This window comes from Massilia oculi, from assembly GCF_003143515.1.
Taxonomy (GTDB): Bacteria; Pseudomonadota; Gammaproteobacteria; order Burkholderiales; family Burkholderiaceae_D; genus Telluria; species Telluria oculi.
This window is the reverse complement of sequence record NZ_CP029343.1, coordinates 398,937-412,251: the sequence shown is the minus strand read 5'-3', so window position 1 is coordinate 412,251 and position 13,315 is coordinate 398,937. Positions and strand designations below refer to the sequence as shown.

Sequence of the window (13,315 nt, the reverse complement as noted above, 5' to 3'; positions counted from 1 at the left end):
TGGATGGACTGCTTGCCGTCCATCCAACCCGTCGCTTCAAGCAAAAAAGCCGCCTTTCGGCGGCTTCGTTACATCAGTCTTCCTTGCGCAAGTGCGGGAACAGCAGCACGTCGCGGATATTCGGCGAATCGGTGATCAGCATCATCAGGCGGTCGATGCCGATGCCGCAGCCGCCGGCCGGCGGCATGCCGTATTCGAGCGCGCGGATGTAGTCGGCGTCGTAGAACATCGCCTCGTCGTCGCCTGCGTCCTTGGCGGCCACCTGGGCCAGGAAGCGCGCAGCCTGGTCTTCGGGATCGTTCAGCTCCGAGAAGCCGTTGGCGATCTCGCGGCCGACCATGAACAGCTCGAAACGCTCGGTCACGCCTTCACGGGTGTCCGACGCGCGCGCCAGCGGCGAGACTTCGGCCGGATAGTCGACGATGAAAGTCGGCTCCCACAGCAGCGCTTCGGCGGTCTCTTCGAACAGCGCCAACTGCAGCGCGCCCAGGCCGGCGGTGGCGAACGGCTTGACGCCGAATTTCGTTTTCAATTCAAGCTTGATGAATTCGGCGTCGTTCAGCTGCTCCGGCGTGTAGCCCGGCGCGTACTTGTCGATCGCCTCGACGATGGTCAGGCGCTGGAACGGCTTCGACAGGTCCAGCTCGCGGCCGCCGTAGCTCAGCACGGCGCTGCCCTGGGCGTCGATCGCGGCCTGGCGGATCACCTGCTCGGTGAAGTCCATGATCCACTTGTAGTCGGTGTAGGCCGCATAGAATTCCATCATCGTGAATTCCGGGTTGTGACGGACCGACACGCCTTCGTTGCGGAAGTTGCGGTTGATCTCGAACACGCGGTCGAAGCCGCCCACGACCAGGCGCTTCAGGTACAGTTCCGGCGCGATGCGCAGGTACATTTCCATGTCCAGCGCATTGTGGTGGGTGATGAAGGGCTTGGCCGCGGCGCCGCCCGGAATCGGGTGCAGCATCGGGGTCTCGACTTCCATGAAGCCGTTCTTTTCCATGAAGCGGCGCATCGACGACATCGCGGCGGTACGCGCCTTGAAGGTGCGGCGCGTCTCTTCGTTCATGATCAGGTCGACGTAGCGCTGGCGGTACTTGGTCTCCTGGTCGGCCAGGCCGTGGAACTTGTCCGGCAGCGGGCGGATCGCCTTGGTGATCAGGCGCAGCGCGCTCACCTTGACGGTGAGTTCGTCGGTCTTCGTCTTGAACAGCGTGCCTTCGACGCCCAGGATGTCGCCCAGGTCGTAGCTGCGTAGCGCTTCCATGGCTTCTTCGCCGGCGTTGTCGAGCGCGATATAGACCTGGATACGGCCCGATGCGGCCGGGCCGGAGCTGTCCTGCAGGGTGGCGAAGGCGGCTTTCTTGCCCGCTTCGCGGCGCAGCATCATGCGGCCGGCCAGCCTGACCGCGACCGGTTCGGCTTCCAGCTCCTCGCGGGTCTTGCCACCATAGGTGTCGACCAGGTCGGCCGCCTTGTGCTGCGGGACGAAGTCGTTCGGGAAGGCGACGCCTTTTTCGCGGATCGCCCCCAGCTTGGCGCGGCGCTCGGCCATGATCTTGTTCTCGTCGGCCGCCGGCAGCGGGGCCTGTTCTTGGTTTTCGGTGTTCATATTATGGTGTTCTAGTCTTGGTTGATTCAGGCCAGCAGGGTTTCAACGTCCAGCTGCGTGAAATCGTTGACGATGGCGATGACGTTGTCGAATTCGGCGAACGCTTCGGCCGGCAGGGTGGTGGTGAGCACCACCGCGCGCATGCCGGCGCGGCGCGCCGCTTCCACGCCCAACGGCGCGTCCTCGAATACGATGCACTGGGCCGGCATCGTCTCGCAGCGGTCGGCGGCCTTCAGGAAGACGTCCGGATGCGGCTTGCCGCGCGGGACGTCGACCGTGCCGACCACCACCGCGTCGAAGCGGGGACGCAAGTCCATCTCGTCGAGAATGAAGCGCGCGCTGCCCGGCGAGGCCGAGGTGGCCACCGCCAGCTTCCAGCCCGGGCGCCGGCAGCCTGGATGAAGGCGTCGAAGCCGGGGAGGGTGGCGCGGTGCGGACCGTACAGTTCGCGGTACAGCGCTTCCTTCTCGTGGTTCAGCGTCGCCAGCTCGTCGTCGGCGAGGTCCTCGCCGATGTAGTGGCGCAGGATTTCCTTGCCCTGGCGGCCGGCCGTGTCGCGAAAAAAAGCATCGGGCTCGATGACTTTCCCGCGCCGCGCGAAGAAGGTGATCCACGCCCTGGTGTGGAAGTCCATATTGTCGACGATGGTGCCATCCATGTCGAAGATCAGCGCGCGGGCGGGTGTGGTCATCGGGGCTCTACCTTGTTAAACGTTCTGCTTGAGGGATGCGGAGATGAAATCGTCCAGATCGCCGTCGAGCACGTTCTTGGTATTGCCCGTTTCGAAGCCAGTACGCAAGTCCTTGATGCGCGACTGGTCGAGCACGTAGGAGCGGATCTGGTGGCCCCAGCCGACGTCGGTCTTGGAGTCTTCCAGTTTCTGCTGCTCGCTCATGCGGTTACGCAGTTCGAGCTCGTACAGCTTCGCACGCAGCATGTCCCAGGCCTCGGCCTTGTTGCGGTGCTGCGAACGGTCATTCTGGCACTGGACCACGATACCCGATGGGCCGTGCGTCAGGCGCACCGCAGAATCGGTCTTGTTGATGTGCTGACCGCCGGCGCCCGATGCGCGGTAGGTGTCGATGCGCACGTCGGCCGGGTTGATCTCGATCTCGATCGAGTCGTCCACTTCGGGATACACGAACAGCGAGGTGAACGAGGTATGGCGGCCGTTGGCCGAGTCGAACGGCGACTTGCGCACCAGGCGGTGCACGCCGGTCTCGGTGCGCAGGTGGCCATAGGCGTACTCGCCGTCGACCTTGATGGTGGCGGTCTTGATGCCCGCGACCTCGCCCTCGGACTGTTCCAGGATCTCGGCCTTGAAGCCCTTGCGTTCGCAGTAGCGCAGGTATTGACGCAGCAGCATCGAGGCCCAGTCTTGGGCTTCGGTGCCGCCGGCGCCGGCCTGGATGTCGATGAAGCAGTTCGCGTGGTCCATCGGATTGCTGAACATGCGGCGGAACTCCATCGCCTCGATGACCTTCTGTACTTCATCGAGGTCGCCGGACACCGCTTCGATGGTGTCGTCGTCGCCTTCCTCGCGCGCCATGTCGAACAGGTCCCTGGCGTCGGCCAGGTCGGCCTTGGCTTTCTCGAGCACGAGGACGACGCCTTCCAGCGCCTTCTTCTCTTTGCCCATTTCCTGGGCTTTCTTCGGGTCGTTCCAGATCGATGGATCTTCCATCTCCTGGTTGACCTGTTCTAGTTTCTCCGACTTCTTATCGAAGTCAAAGATACCTCCGAAGTTCGGCCTCACGACCCGTCAGGTCGTTCAGCAGGGCGGAAATGGCGTTGATGCGTTCGGCTTCCATGGTCTCGGCAGTCTCATTGGTTGGTTGAATCGAACCGGGGATTATACCTGACGACTGCGCCGACGAAGCCGTATGGATTGCCACGCTGGTCGCCGCTGCCGTATCATCGGCCCCGTCTAGTTTCCCGGATTCCCCATGAACCGCATTTTGCGTTACCAAATTGGCATGGCCTTCGCGCCGCTGCTGCTCATCCTTCCCGTCCACGCCGCCCCGGCCCCGAGCGGTTCGAGCGCCGTGCTGGCCGTGCTCGAGACGTCCGACCTGCACGCGAACGTGGTCGGCTACGACTACTACAAGCTGGCGCCGGACGCCTCGATCGGCTTCGACCGCACCGCCACGCTGATCCGGCAGGCGCGCAAGGAATTCGCCAACACGCTGTTGCTCGACAATGGCGACACGATCCAGGGCACGGCTTTCGCCGATTACCAGGCGCTGGTCAAGCCGCCGCGCTGCGACCAGGTGCTGGGCATCTATAAAATCATGAACGCGCTCGGCTACGAGGGCGGCACGGTGGGCAACCACGAGTTCAACTACGGCCTGCCATTCCTGAACCAGATCACCGGCAGCAGCTTCAAGGTCAAGGACGTCGCGCCGCAGGCCAAGCCCTGCGCCGGCCCGAACTTCCCTATCGTGCTGGCCAATATCCACAGCCTGCAGACGAACGGGCCGCTGTTCGCGCCCTACAAGATCATCGACAAGAAGATCGTCGCCACCGGCAAGGACGGCAAGCGGGTCGAGAGCACGGTCAAGGTGGGCATCATCGGCTTCACGCCGCCCGAGATCATGGCCTGGGACAAGCGCTGGCTCGAGGGCCGAGTCAAGCCGGTCGACGTCAAGGCCAGCGCCGAGCGCTACATCCCCGAGATGCGCAAGAAGGGCGCCGAACTGGTGGTGGTGCTGGGCCATTCGGGCCTCGACGACGCCGCCTATTCGCCGAAGATGGAACACACCAACTGGCACCTGGCCAGGGTGCCGGGTGTCGACGTGGTGTTGATGGGTCATTCTCACCAGCTGTTCCCGAACAAGGACAGCAGCGTGCCCCAGTTCAACCTGCCGGGCGTGGACAAGGCGCGCGGCCTGGTGCACGGCGTGCCGGCCGTGATGCCGAGCCAGTGGGGCAAGCATCTGGGCGTGGTCCAGCTTCACCTGACCTCCGACGGCAAGCGCTGGAAGGTCGAGAAGGACAAGACCGTGGTCGAGGCGCGTTCGACCCAGACCGGGCCGAAGACCTTCGTCGAGCCGGACGCCGAAGTCACGGCGCTGGTGCGCGCCGAGCACGAGGCGACCATGGCCTACGTCAAGACCCCGGTCGGCAGGTCAAGCTTCCGCATGACGACCTATTTCTCCGACGTCGGCGATCCTTCAGCGCTGGAAGTGGTCAACCGCGCCCAGGCCGACTATGTCCGCAAGTATGTCCATGCCAACCTGCCGCAGTACGCCAAACTGCCGGTGTTGTCGGTGACGGCGCCATTCAAGGCCGGCTTTCCTACCGTGGCCGATTACACCGACGTGCCGGCCGGCGACCTGGCATTGAACAACGCGGCCGACCTGTACCTGTTCCCGAATTCGCTGTATGCGGTGAAGGTCGACGGCGCCGGCCTGAAGGCGTGGCTGGAAACGGCGGCGGGGCGCTTCAACACCATCGATCCTGCCAGGACCGAGGCGCAGGAGCTGGTCAACAGCCGCTTCCCGAGCTTCAATTTCGATACCATCACCTCGCCCGACGTCAGCTATGAGATCGACGTGACGCGGGCGCCGGGCGACCGTATCCGCAAGCTGTCGTACCAGGGCAAGCCGGTCGAGGCCAGGCAGGAATTCCTGGTGGCGACCAATAACTACCGCGCCAGCGGCGGCGGCGGCTTCCCGGGCCTGGATGGCAGCAATGTGGTGCTGGCTTCGCCCGACAATAACCGCGACATCCTGATCGACTACATCCGCGACGCAAAGGAATTGAGCCGCAAGACGCAGGGCGCGGCCCGCAGCTGGCGCTTCGCGCAGGTCAAGACGGCCGGACCGGTGGTGTTCCATTCGGCGCCGGACCTGGTCGCGCTGGCCCGGGAGGCGGGGATCGACAACGTCAGCCAGGTGAAGGCCGACGATGGCAGTGGCAAGGGCACCGCGCTGTATGCGGTGGACCTGTCGAAGTAAGTGAATGGACAACGCCGGCGCTCGTGCCGGCGTTTTTCCTGGAACCTGGCGGGATGGGTTCCTAGTGCAGCTGCTTCTTCTCGGCCTGCACCAGCACGAACGGGCTCACCACCGACGCCCACAAGACCTCATCCGCCTCGAGCCAGCCCTGCGCCTGCGCATCGCTGACCTTGGCCACGCTGCCCTCGTTCATCCAGCGCGCCACGCTCTCGCGATCGTCGTGGGCCACGCGCAGGGCGACGTCGATCAGGTCCAGCGCTTCGCTGACCCAGATCACCGAGCCGCTGGCGAAGTGGCGCTGCAGCTCGCTCCATTTGATGCGGCCGGTCTCGCGGTTGATCTTGTCGTGCAGTTCGGTGTCTTTCTCGGGTCTGGTTTTCATCGTGAATCTGTTCAAGGAATCTCGACCGCAGGATGCGGCGAACCCGCCCATGTTAACCGATAGGTCTGCGCCTTGCGCACATTGCCGACCAGTGCAGGCCGGAAGCAGGCCAGGCAGGTGCCGCCCGGATGGCGCACGCTGGGATAGATGACCCCCATCGACCCGCCCTCGAGCAACTCGTTCGCCAGCGCCTGCGAAGCGACGTAGCTGCCCGGGTCGAGACAGTCCTCGTAGGCGGCGATGGCGCGCACGTCATGGAAGCTGGCGCTGAAATCGGCCAGCAGGCACTGGTAGGTGACGCTGTCGTCGAAACGGTCGATCTCGGCGTATTCCACCGTCTTGTGGAAGATCACCTCGGCCAGCGAGGTCTCGGCATCGAAGCCGCAGTACCAGGCCCCGCGTTCGCCGTCGTTGAAGCGGCTGCCCTCGGGCCGCGCATAGGTGAAGGCGGCATTGATGATGCGGAAGTTCGGCACGCCGAACACCAATTCGTCCACGCCGATGCCCGGCAACAGGCCGGACTCGCCACGCAGGCGGTCGTTGGTGGCGTTGTCGAGGTCGAACAGGTCGCGCAGCACGTCGTCGCTCTCGGCCAGCGGCGCCAGCACCGAGTCTTCCATGTCGGCGAAGCGCGAGGGGATCAGGCGGCAGGTATCGTTCTGGCGCAGCGGGGTCAGGCGCGGACGCAGCTTGCCCATCGATCACAGGCCGCCGCGGCGGGCGTCGAGCAGGCGGCGCACGCTCTGCATCGCGAGCAGGCCGCCGCCGAGCATGAAGGCGAGCGGCGTGCGGCCGGCGAAAATGGGGTTGGTATTGGGCAGCTGGACCCATTCGTCGGCCAGCTTGTCGCCATACAGGATGTGCAGGCTCTTGTAGATGCCGAGCAGGTAGGAGATGCGGGTGATGCGGTCGACTTCGAGCAGCCGGTCGGGGTTCTTCTTCCAGTCGTAGAACGCCGAGGACGACAGGCCGCCAAGCAGTTCGCGCGCATCGTCGTCGCGCAGGTTCCAGGCCGCGGCCAGGCGGAAGAAACCCTTCAGCGCCGACTGCGACAACCGTTCGCGCTCGGCCCGGGAATTGAGGTCGACCAGGGTCGCCGGCTCGAAGCGGCTCTTGGGATAAGCGTAGGCTAAACTCATGATTCCTCCGATCGTGGAGTATTTATACTCCGTTTCAGGATGGCGTGCAAGAGGCGGTTGTCAAGCGCACCCGAGCATGACAGAATCGCTCGATTGCCAAACAGCAAAGTTTCATCGGACTCCATGCGCCTCAGTTCGCTCTCCTTGATCATTATTTGCCTGGTGGCCGTGATCGCCGCCGGCCGCGCGCGGGTGTCGCATGACGACTTGCGCAGTCAGGTAATGGCGCACGAGCGGGCTTTTGCCGCCACCATGGCGGCGCGCGATTTCGAAGGCTTCGGCCACTACCTGTCGCAAGAGGCGGTGTTCATGGCGGACAACGACGCCCAGCGCGGCAAGGAAGCGGTACTGCACGCCTGGCGCCGCTATTACGACGGCCGGCAGCCGCCGTTCTCCTGGGAACCGGAGCGGGTCGAGGTGGTCGAGTCCGGTACGCTGGCCTACAGCACCGGCCCGATCCGCGACACGGCCGGGCGCCGGATCGGCACCTTCAATTCGGTATGGCGGCTCGAAGCGCCGGGGCGCTGGGCGGTCGTGTTCGACAGCGGGTGCGACTGCAGGAGCCAGCCGCCATGACACGGCATCAGGCGCCGTGCGGCGCCGTGGCCGGAATGGGAAACACACGGTCGTACGCCAGGTTGAACAGGAAGCCATACACCAGGTAAAAGGTGACGATGGCAAGGTCCATCAGCAATGCCGCCCACAGCCCGATGCCCAGGTACCAGGCAATCAGCGGAATCAGCATTGCGACCAGTCCCGCCTCGAACAGGAATGTATGCGCGACCCGGATCGCCATCGTCTTGTCGACGCTGCCGCGCAGGCGCAGCATGGCCCGGTCGAATCCCATGTTGAAAACGAAGTTCCAGACGGTGGCGATGGTGGCGGAGGCGACGCCGATCACGCCCATGTGATCCGCCGGCTGGTCGAACAGGGCGGCCGATCCCGGAATGAAGATGGCGAGGGCGACGGCCTCGAACAGGAGCGCGTGTCGAACGCGATCGCGGAAAGTGCGCATATCAGGCAACCTCTGTGCTTGGGTGGGGCCGCATCATGGCACACACGATAAATATATGCACAGAGGAAAAATCGAGGCATCATGCTTCAAATATGAAACATATCGATTGGGATGACTTGCGCCTGCTGCTGCTGATCGTGCAGGAAGGCGCCCTGCGCAGCGCGGCGCGCAAGGCTGGGCTGAGCCCGGCGACGCTGTCGCGCCGGCTCGATGACCTCGAACAAGTGCTGGGGCAAAAAGTGGTCGAGCGTTTCCAGGGCGGCTGCGTGCCGACGGCGTTCGGCGCCGACATCGTCGCCCGGGCCGGCCAGATGGGCGAGATCGCGCTCGACATCGAGCGTAGCGGCGACCGGCAAGATGCGCATGCGGCCGCAGGCATCGTGCGCATCAATACCGATGAGTGGCTGTCGTACTTCCTCACGACCCGCTTCGCGCGCTTCCACGAGCGCTTTCCCAACGTCGAGGTCGAAATCGTGACTTCGCACCGCCCGTACAGCCTGGCCCAGCGCGAAGCGGACATCGCAATCCGGCCTTTCCGCCCGGAACAGCTCGACCTGGTGACACGCCGGCTCGGCACCTTGTCCTTCGGCCTTTACTGCAGCCAGGAAGTGGCGGCGCGCCATGCGGACGCGCTGGCGCGGCGCGATTGGGCCAGCCTGCCATTCGTCGGTTTCGACGAGCCGCGCGCGGAATTCCAGTCGGACCGCTGGCTGCGCGCTCTGCCCGGCGCTGCGGCGCCGTGGATGCGCTGCAGTTATGGACTCGGAATCCTGGATGGCGTGGCGCATGGCGCCGGCCTTGGGGTGCTGGCGACCTTCCTGGCCGCCGACCAGGAAAAGCTGGTCGCCGCGATTCCCCATATTTCCGAACTGGACCAGGATATCTGGCTGTCGATGCACAGCGGCCTGCGCACGAGCGCGCGCATCCGCGCGGTGGTGGATTTCATGGGAGAGGTGTTCAGCGAATATCGCCAGGGCGGCGGCTGACCGATCGCCGGAACCATGCGGGTCGGCGCGATGGCGCAGCGGCCGACCCGGGAAATGCATCGGCACGCGGGCGCATGCCGGGGGGGGGGAGGGTCTCAGTCCTTGCCAATACCGCTGAGCAGCGCCGCATCGGCGCCGGCGCCGGCGCTGAGCATCCAGCCGGTCATCAAGAGATAGAACATCAGCAGCGTGAACAGCACCGACACGCGGCGTGCGTTGATGCCTTCGAACAGCGGCTTCTTGTGATAGGCGACGCCGACGAAGTAGGCGCCGAACACCGTGGCCATATAGTGCACCGCGCCGAAGGTCTCGCCCAGCTCGCCCTTGCGTGGATGGTCGACCAGCAGGTGCGACAGGATCACCAGGACCAGGTAAGGCACCGAAGCGGCCAGCGGCGGCAGGTACAGGCCGAAGCGCTCGACGAAGTCGCGGATCGCCGGACGCTTGCGCGCCAGCAGCGGCAGGAACAGGTTATGGATCAGGCCGCTGATGACGATGAGCTTCAGCAGCACCGCCTTGTGCAGGCTCTCTTCGCCGAAGCCCAGGTTGTGCAGATTGGTCTCGGCCTGGCGGTTATTTTGCAGGAACCATTCCGGCGACTGGATGTTCAGGATGCGCTGGAACCAGCTGATTTCTTCCAGCGCGGCCAGGGCGACCAGGCCGGTCAGGCCTGCCAGCACCAGCACGCCGAGATTGAAACCCTCGGTCCTGTAACGGTCGATCGCGACGTAGCCGAGCAGGCCGGACGTCAGGGAAAATGCCAGGAACTGCATCCATTCGACGATGCCGTCTTCCACCAGCAGGCGCGACAGTTCATGCGGATTGTTTGCCCAGATCAGGGCCAGCAGCAGGCAGAACGCATTGATGATGGTGGCCGAGACGATCACCGGATGCTTGTACCATTTGTTATCTACCACTAAATTACTCCTTCAAAGACGAAAAATGTTCGGTCGCCAGCGGCTGCAGGGCCGGCATTGGGACCGGATCGGGTTCAGCTTCCTGCCGGCGGTCGGAAGCGCGGCGTCCGGTGCGGCGCAGCGCGGCGGCCAGCAGGGCGGCCACGGCCCACGCCCACAGCAGCGGGTCGATCAGGGCATCCCACAGGTTGCCGGTCGGCAGGCGCAGCAGGGCGAAGAGGGCGAGCGCGCCGAGCAGGCTGGCCGCCGGCCCGCGCGCATGGCCACGCAGGATGGCCAGCACGCAGACGATGGCGGCGGCGATGCCGAGCAGCGGCGCGGCGGCCAGGCCGAAGCCGGCATAGTAGAAGCCGCGCGCGAGGAAACCGACGGCGTCGAGATACAGCAGGGCGCCGCTGACGACCAGCACGCCGGCCAGCGCCTGCGGCATGACCTGGCTGCGGCGGAACCCGTTCCAGCGCTCGGCCAGGCGCAGCAGGCAGCAGCCGACCAGCAGTCCGCTCGGGTACTGGAAAGCCAGGCCGAGCCACCAGGCCGGAGAGAGTTCGCCCGGCAGGGCCATCGCGGCGAGCGAGAGCGCCATCACCGAAGCCAGCGCCATGCGCGACATCGGCGCCGACCGGCGCCACAGCGCGCACACCAGGGTGGCGAGGACGATCGCCCAGCCCAGGCGGCCGTACAGCATTTGCGTCGAGAGATCCGGCAGGTTCATCAAATGGTTCCTCCGGCGTTGATGCGATAGCGGTGGTGGGCGATCGCCTGGCGCTGCCAGGTGTACGTCACGTGCAGTTCATCGCCGACCTGCTGCAGGGTCGGATACGAGAATTCGTCGCCGGCCTGGCCCTTGGCGATGTCGGCCACCGTGCGCCAGGTGCGCATGTCGTCGGAGATCGACAGGCGCAGCACGCTCCTCGCCGATGCGTCGTCGGCGGCGTGGTTGTACAGCATCAGGAACTGGCCGCTGGACAGGCGGATGGCCGCCATCGAGGTATTGTGGTTGGGCAGGTCGAGCGCCGGCAGATCCTGCCAGCTGGCGCCACCATCAAGGCTGGCGGCATGCTGCATGCGGCGCGCGTCGCTGTCGTCGCGCAGCAGGGCGCGCACCTCGGTCTTCGACACCGCCACGATCGCCGGTTGCAGGGTCGAGGTGCTTCTCCCGATGCGCGCCAGCGAGGTCGGGTTGCCCTGGGCGTCGAACGCCATCAGCATCGGGTATTTGTTGCCGATTTCAAAATAGACGGGCAGCCACCAGCCGCCGTCGCTCAGCGCCAGCGGCGAGGTGCGCACGAGCGCGCTGGTATTGAATAGCGGCGAGGTCGGCAGCACGCGGCGTACGCGGAAGCTGGCGCCCTGGTCGCTTGACACGATGTGGGCGATGCGCGAGGCCGCCCAACCGCCCAGGCCGGTGGCGACGACGTACAGGTGGATCTTGCCGTCGCGGTCGGTCCATGCGACCGGATTGCCGATGCGGCGCACGCCGAAGCCGAGTTCGGCGCCGAGCGATTCACGGCTGGCGACCATCCACGGCGCGCTCCAGGCGCCATTGGCCCAGGTCGAGGCGTACACCTTGACGTCGGGGCCGCTCTCGCGGCTGCCGGCCCACCAGAAGGCCAGCATGCGGTTGCCCGGCAGCGGCGTCATCGAGCTGGCGTGGGCCGACGGCATGCCGTGCGGCGCCGGAATATGGGTGCTCGACAGTTCGGTGAGCGAGACCGGGCCGCCGCGCACGGCGCCGGCCAGGCTCGGCTGGGCGGCGGCATGGGCGCTGCGGCTCCAGCGCAGGGCCTCTGCGCCGAGCATGAGCAGCACGAGGAGCACGCAGCCGAGCAAGGCGAGGTTGCGGGGGCGCGGCCGAGGGATCTGGGGATTCTCCATTCGCTTCCAGTAGAGGGAACCCGGCTTTGCGACCTGCACCGGCGGGTTCGAGCATCGAAAGTCCCGGGAAGCGAGGATGTCGCTGCGGGATTGCCGACGCAAAATGGCCGGCCAGCAAAGGCGCTATCGTACCGGAAAGCGGCGGAAAACACATCAGGCAGGGGCGTTCAGCGGCCGAAATCGATGCCGAACACCGCGTCAGGACACCCGCCTGGGCCGCCAGGCCAGGCAGAACATGGCAAGCTTGCCAAGCTGTCGGCAATTTCTCGATGACAAGCCTGCAACGCTGCCCGCAACTCAGCCTATACTTGCGTTTTCGACAGTCTGGGCTTTGCTGCATGCGTACTTTACCCGCATTACTCATCCTGATCCTTGTCTTGCTCGGGTCCGGATGTGCGAATCAACATCCCTATTTCGACTCCACCAAGCCGCACCACCGGCCCCAAGGCTTCGCCAACAACTATCCGAACAATCCCGCCTACCAGCGGCCGAAACTCGGCTTCTTCGAGGGCTGGGCGGCGCGCATCAGGAACTGGACCGAGGACGAAGCCGTGCGCGCCCCGAGCGCGCCGATCCCGACCGTGGCGCCCGATCTCGCCTTCATCCACGCCAACCGCGACACGCCGGCGCTGACCTGGATCGGCCATGCGACCTTCCTGTTCCAGACCGGGACGGGCGTGAACCTGCTGTTCGATCCGGTGTTCGACGAACGCGCCTCGCCGCTGTCCTTCGCCGGTCCGAAACGTCAGCAGCCGCCGGGCGTGGCGATCGCCGACCTGCCGCGCATCGACGTCGTCCTGATCAGCCACTCGCACTACGACCACCTGTCGCGCGACTCGCTGCGCCGGCTGTACCGCCAGGCCGGCGGCCCGCCGTTGCTGGTGGCGCCGCTGGGCGTGGACCTCTGGTTGGAGAAGAACGTCACCGGCGGCGACCGCTCGCGCATCGTCAAGCTGGACTGGTGGGACAAGACCGTCTACCAGGGGCTCGAACTGCACCTGCTGCCGGTGCACCACTGGTCGGCGCGCTCGCCGTGGGATCGCAACGAGACGCTGTGGGGCGGCTTCGCGGTGACGCGGCCGGGGCATGCCTTCTTCTTCTCGGGCGACCTGGGTTACTCGAAGGACATCCAGGACATCGCGGCGCGTTTCGACGGCTTCGACCTGGCGGCGATCGGCATCGGCGCCTACCAGCCGGTCTGGTACCGCAACTCCCACGTCAGTCCGGACGAAGCGGTGCGCATCCACCGCGAGCTGCGCGTCAGGCGCAGTGTCGGCATGCACTGGGGAACGTATCCGATGGGGCAGGAGCGGCTGGACCAGGCGCCGATCGACCTGGCCACCGCACGCAAGGCGCAGGGCGTGGCCGACGACGCATTCTTCGTGATGAAGATCGGGGAGACCTACAAAGCGCAGCCCGAGGACAGGTAG

At 65.5% G+C, this 13,315-nt stretch carries 15 protein-coding genes; 4 read left to right on the top strand and 11 right to left on the bottom strand.

Annotated elements, in window-relative coordinates; translation table 11 throughout:
• Positions 1–73 precede the first annotated feature (73 nt).
• The 4 genes from lysS to prfB all read right to left on the bottom strand — a co-directional run bounded on the left by lysS (position 74) and on the right by prfB (position 3,423).
• Positions 74–1,612: a lysine--tRNA ligase gene (lysS, locus tag DIR46_RS01785; RefSeq protein WP_109343711.1), complete on the bottom strand. Its 1,539-nt coding sequence runs from the start codon at positions 1,610–1,612 to the stop codon at positions 74–76.
• 26 nt (positions 1,613–1,638) lie between these two features.
• Complete coding sequence (locus DIR46_RS27700; RefSeq protein WP_307719145.1) at positions 1,639–1,941, bottom strand: HAD family hydrolase; 303 nt, start codon at positions 1,939–1,941, stop codon at positions 1,639–1,641.
• The gene (locus tag DIR46_RS01780) at positions 1,845–2,303 is read right to left on the bottom strand and encodes an HAD family hydrolase (protein WP_307719147.1); all 459 of its coding nucleotides are present in this window, start codon (positions 2,301–2,303) and stop codon (positions 1,845–1,847) included. The genes DIR46_RS27700 and DIR46_RS01780 overlap by 97 nt, the downstream gene beginning before the upstream one ends.
• Before the next feature lie 15 nt (positions 2,304–2,318).
• Positions 2,319–3,423 (bottom strand): peptide chain release factor 2 gene (gene prfB / locus DIR46_RS01775; RefSeq protein ID WP_109343710.1). Its coding sequence is split into 2 segments (ribosomal slippage): positions 2,319–3,341 and positions 3,343–3,423, totalling 1,104 coding nucleotides; the frame shifts between segments, so codons are not numbered across the junction.
• Between the two features lie 165 nt (positions 3,424–3,588).
• Here prfB and DIR46_RS01770 point away from each other — a divergent pair.
• Positions 3,589–5,571, top strand: a complete 1,983-nt coding sequence (locus DIR46_RS01770) for a bifunctional 2',3'-cyclic-nucleotide 2'-phosphodiesterase/3'-nucleotidase (protein WP_502561187.1) — start codon at positions 3,589–3,591, stop codon at positions 5,569–5,571.
• Positions 5,572–5,632: 61 nt separating this feature from the next.
• Here the strand turns inward: DIR46_RS01770 and DIR46_RS01765 are convergent, their stop codons facing one another.
• Genes DIR46_RS01765 through DIR46_RS01755 form a run of 3 tightly spaced genes read right to left on the bottom strand, consistent with a single transcriptional unit; the run spans position 5,633 to position 7,092 of the window.
• Positions 5,633–5,953 carry a DUF2288 domain-containing protein gene (locus DIR46_RS01765; RefSeq protein ID WP_109343708.1) on the bottom strand — a complete coding sequence of 107 codons (321 nt, stop codon included), beginning with the start codon at positions 5,951–5,953 and terminating at the stop codon, positions 5,633–5,635.
• Positions 5,954–5,964: 11 nt separating this feature from the next.
• Complete coding sequence (locus DIR46_RS01760) at positions 5,965–6,651, bottom strand: RES domain-containing protein (protein ID WP_109343707.1); 687 nt, start codon at positions 6,649–6,651, stop codon at positions 5,965–5,967.
• Positions 6,652–6,654: 3 nt separating this feature from the next.
• Complete coding sequence (locus DIR46_RS01755) at positions 6,655–7,092, bottom strand: antitoxin Xre/MbcA/ParS toxin-binding domain-containing protein (RefSeq protein WP_109343706.1); 438 nt, start codon at positions 7,090–7,092, stop codon at positions 6,655–6,657.
• 123 nt (positions 7,093–7,215) lie between these two features.
• On the opposite strand from DIR46_RS01755, the gene DIR46_RS01750 reads away from it, so the two are divergent.
• Positions 7,216–7,668, top strand: coding sequence for a YybH family protein (locus DIR46_RS01750; RefSeq protein WP_109343705.1), 453 nt, complete (start codon positions 7,216–7,218; stop codon positions 7,666–7,668).
• 7 nt (positions 7,669–7,675) lie between these two features.
• Here the strand turns inward: DIR46_RS01750 and DIR46_RS01745 are convergent, their stop codons facing one another.
• Entirely contained in the window at positions 7,676–8,107 is a 432-nt protein-coding gene (locus DIR46_RS01745) for a PACE efflux transporter (RefSeq protein ID WP_109343704.1), read from the bottom strand.
• Between the two features lie 92 nt (positions 8,108–8,199).
• Here DIR46_RS01745 and DIR46_RS01740 point away from each other — a divergent pair, with 92 nt between their 5' ends.
• Positions 8,200–9,093 carry a LysR family transcriptional regulator gene (locus tag DIR46_RS01740; RefSeq protein ID WP_162819372.1) on the top strand — a complete coding sequence of 298 codons (894 nt, stop codon included), beginning with the start codon at positions 8,200–8,202 and terminating at the stop codon, positions 9,091–9,093.
• A gap of 95 nt (positions 9,094–9,188) precedes the next feature.
• On the opposite strand, the gene DIR46_RS01735 is transcribed toward DIR46_RS01740, so the two are convergent.
• The 3 genes from DIR46_RS01735 to DIR46_RS01725 are packed head-to-tail and all read right to left on the bottom strand — an operon-like array spanning position 9,189 to position 11,885.
• Positions 9,189–10,010: a hypothetical protein gene (locus DIR46_RS01735; RefSeq protein WP_109343702.1), complete on the bottom strand. Its 822-nt coding sequence runs from the start codon at positions 10,008–10,010 to the stop codon at positions 9,189–9,191.
• A gap of 4 nt (positions 10,011–10,014) precedes the next feature.
• Entirely contained in the window at positions 10,015–10,722 is a 708-nt protein-coding gene (locus DIR46_RS01730) for a hypothetical protein (RefSeq protein ID WP_109343701.1), read from the bottom strand.
• Positions 10,722–11,885: a sialidase family protein gene (locus DIR46_RS01725; RefSeq protein WP_109343700.1), complete on the bottom strand. Its 1,164-nt coding sequence runs from the start codon at positions 11,883–11,885 to the stop codon at positions 10,722–10,724. The genes DIR46_RS01730 and DIR46_RS01725 overlap by 1 nt, the downstream gene beginning before the upstream one ends.
• Before the next feature lie 338 nt (positions 11,886–12,223).
• Here DIR46_RS01725 and DIR46_RS01720 point away from each other — a divergent pair, with 338 nt between their 5' ends.
• Positions 12,224–13,315 carry an MBL fold metallo-hydrolase gene (locus DIR46_RS01720; protein WP_109343699.1) on the top strand — a complete coding sequence of 364 codons (1,092 nt, stop codon included), beginning with the start codon at positions 12,224–12,226 and terminating at the stop codon, positions 13,313–13,315.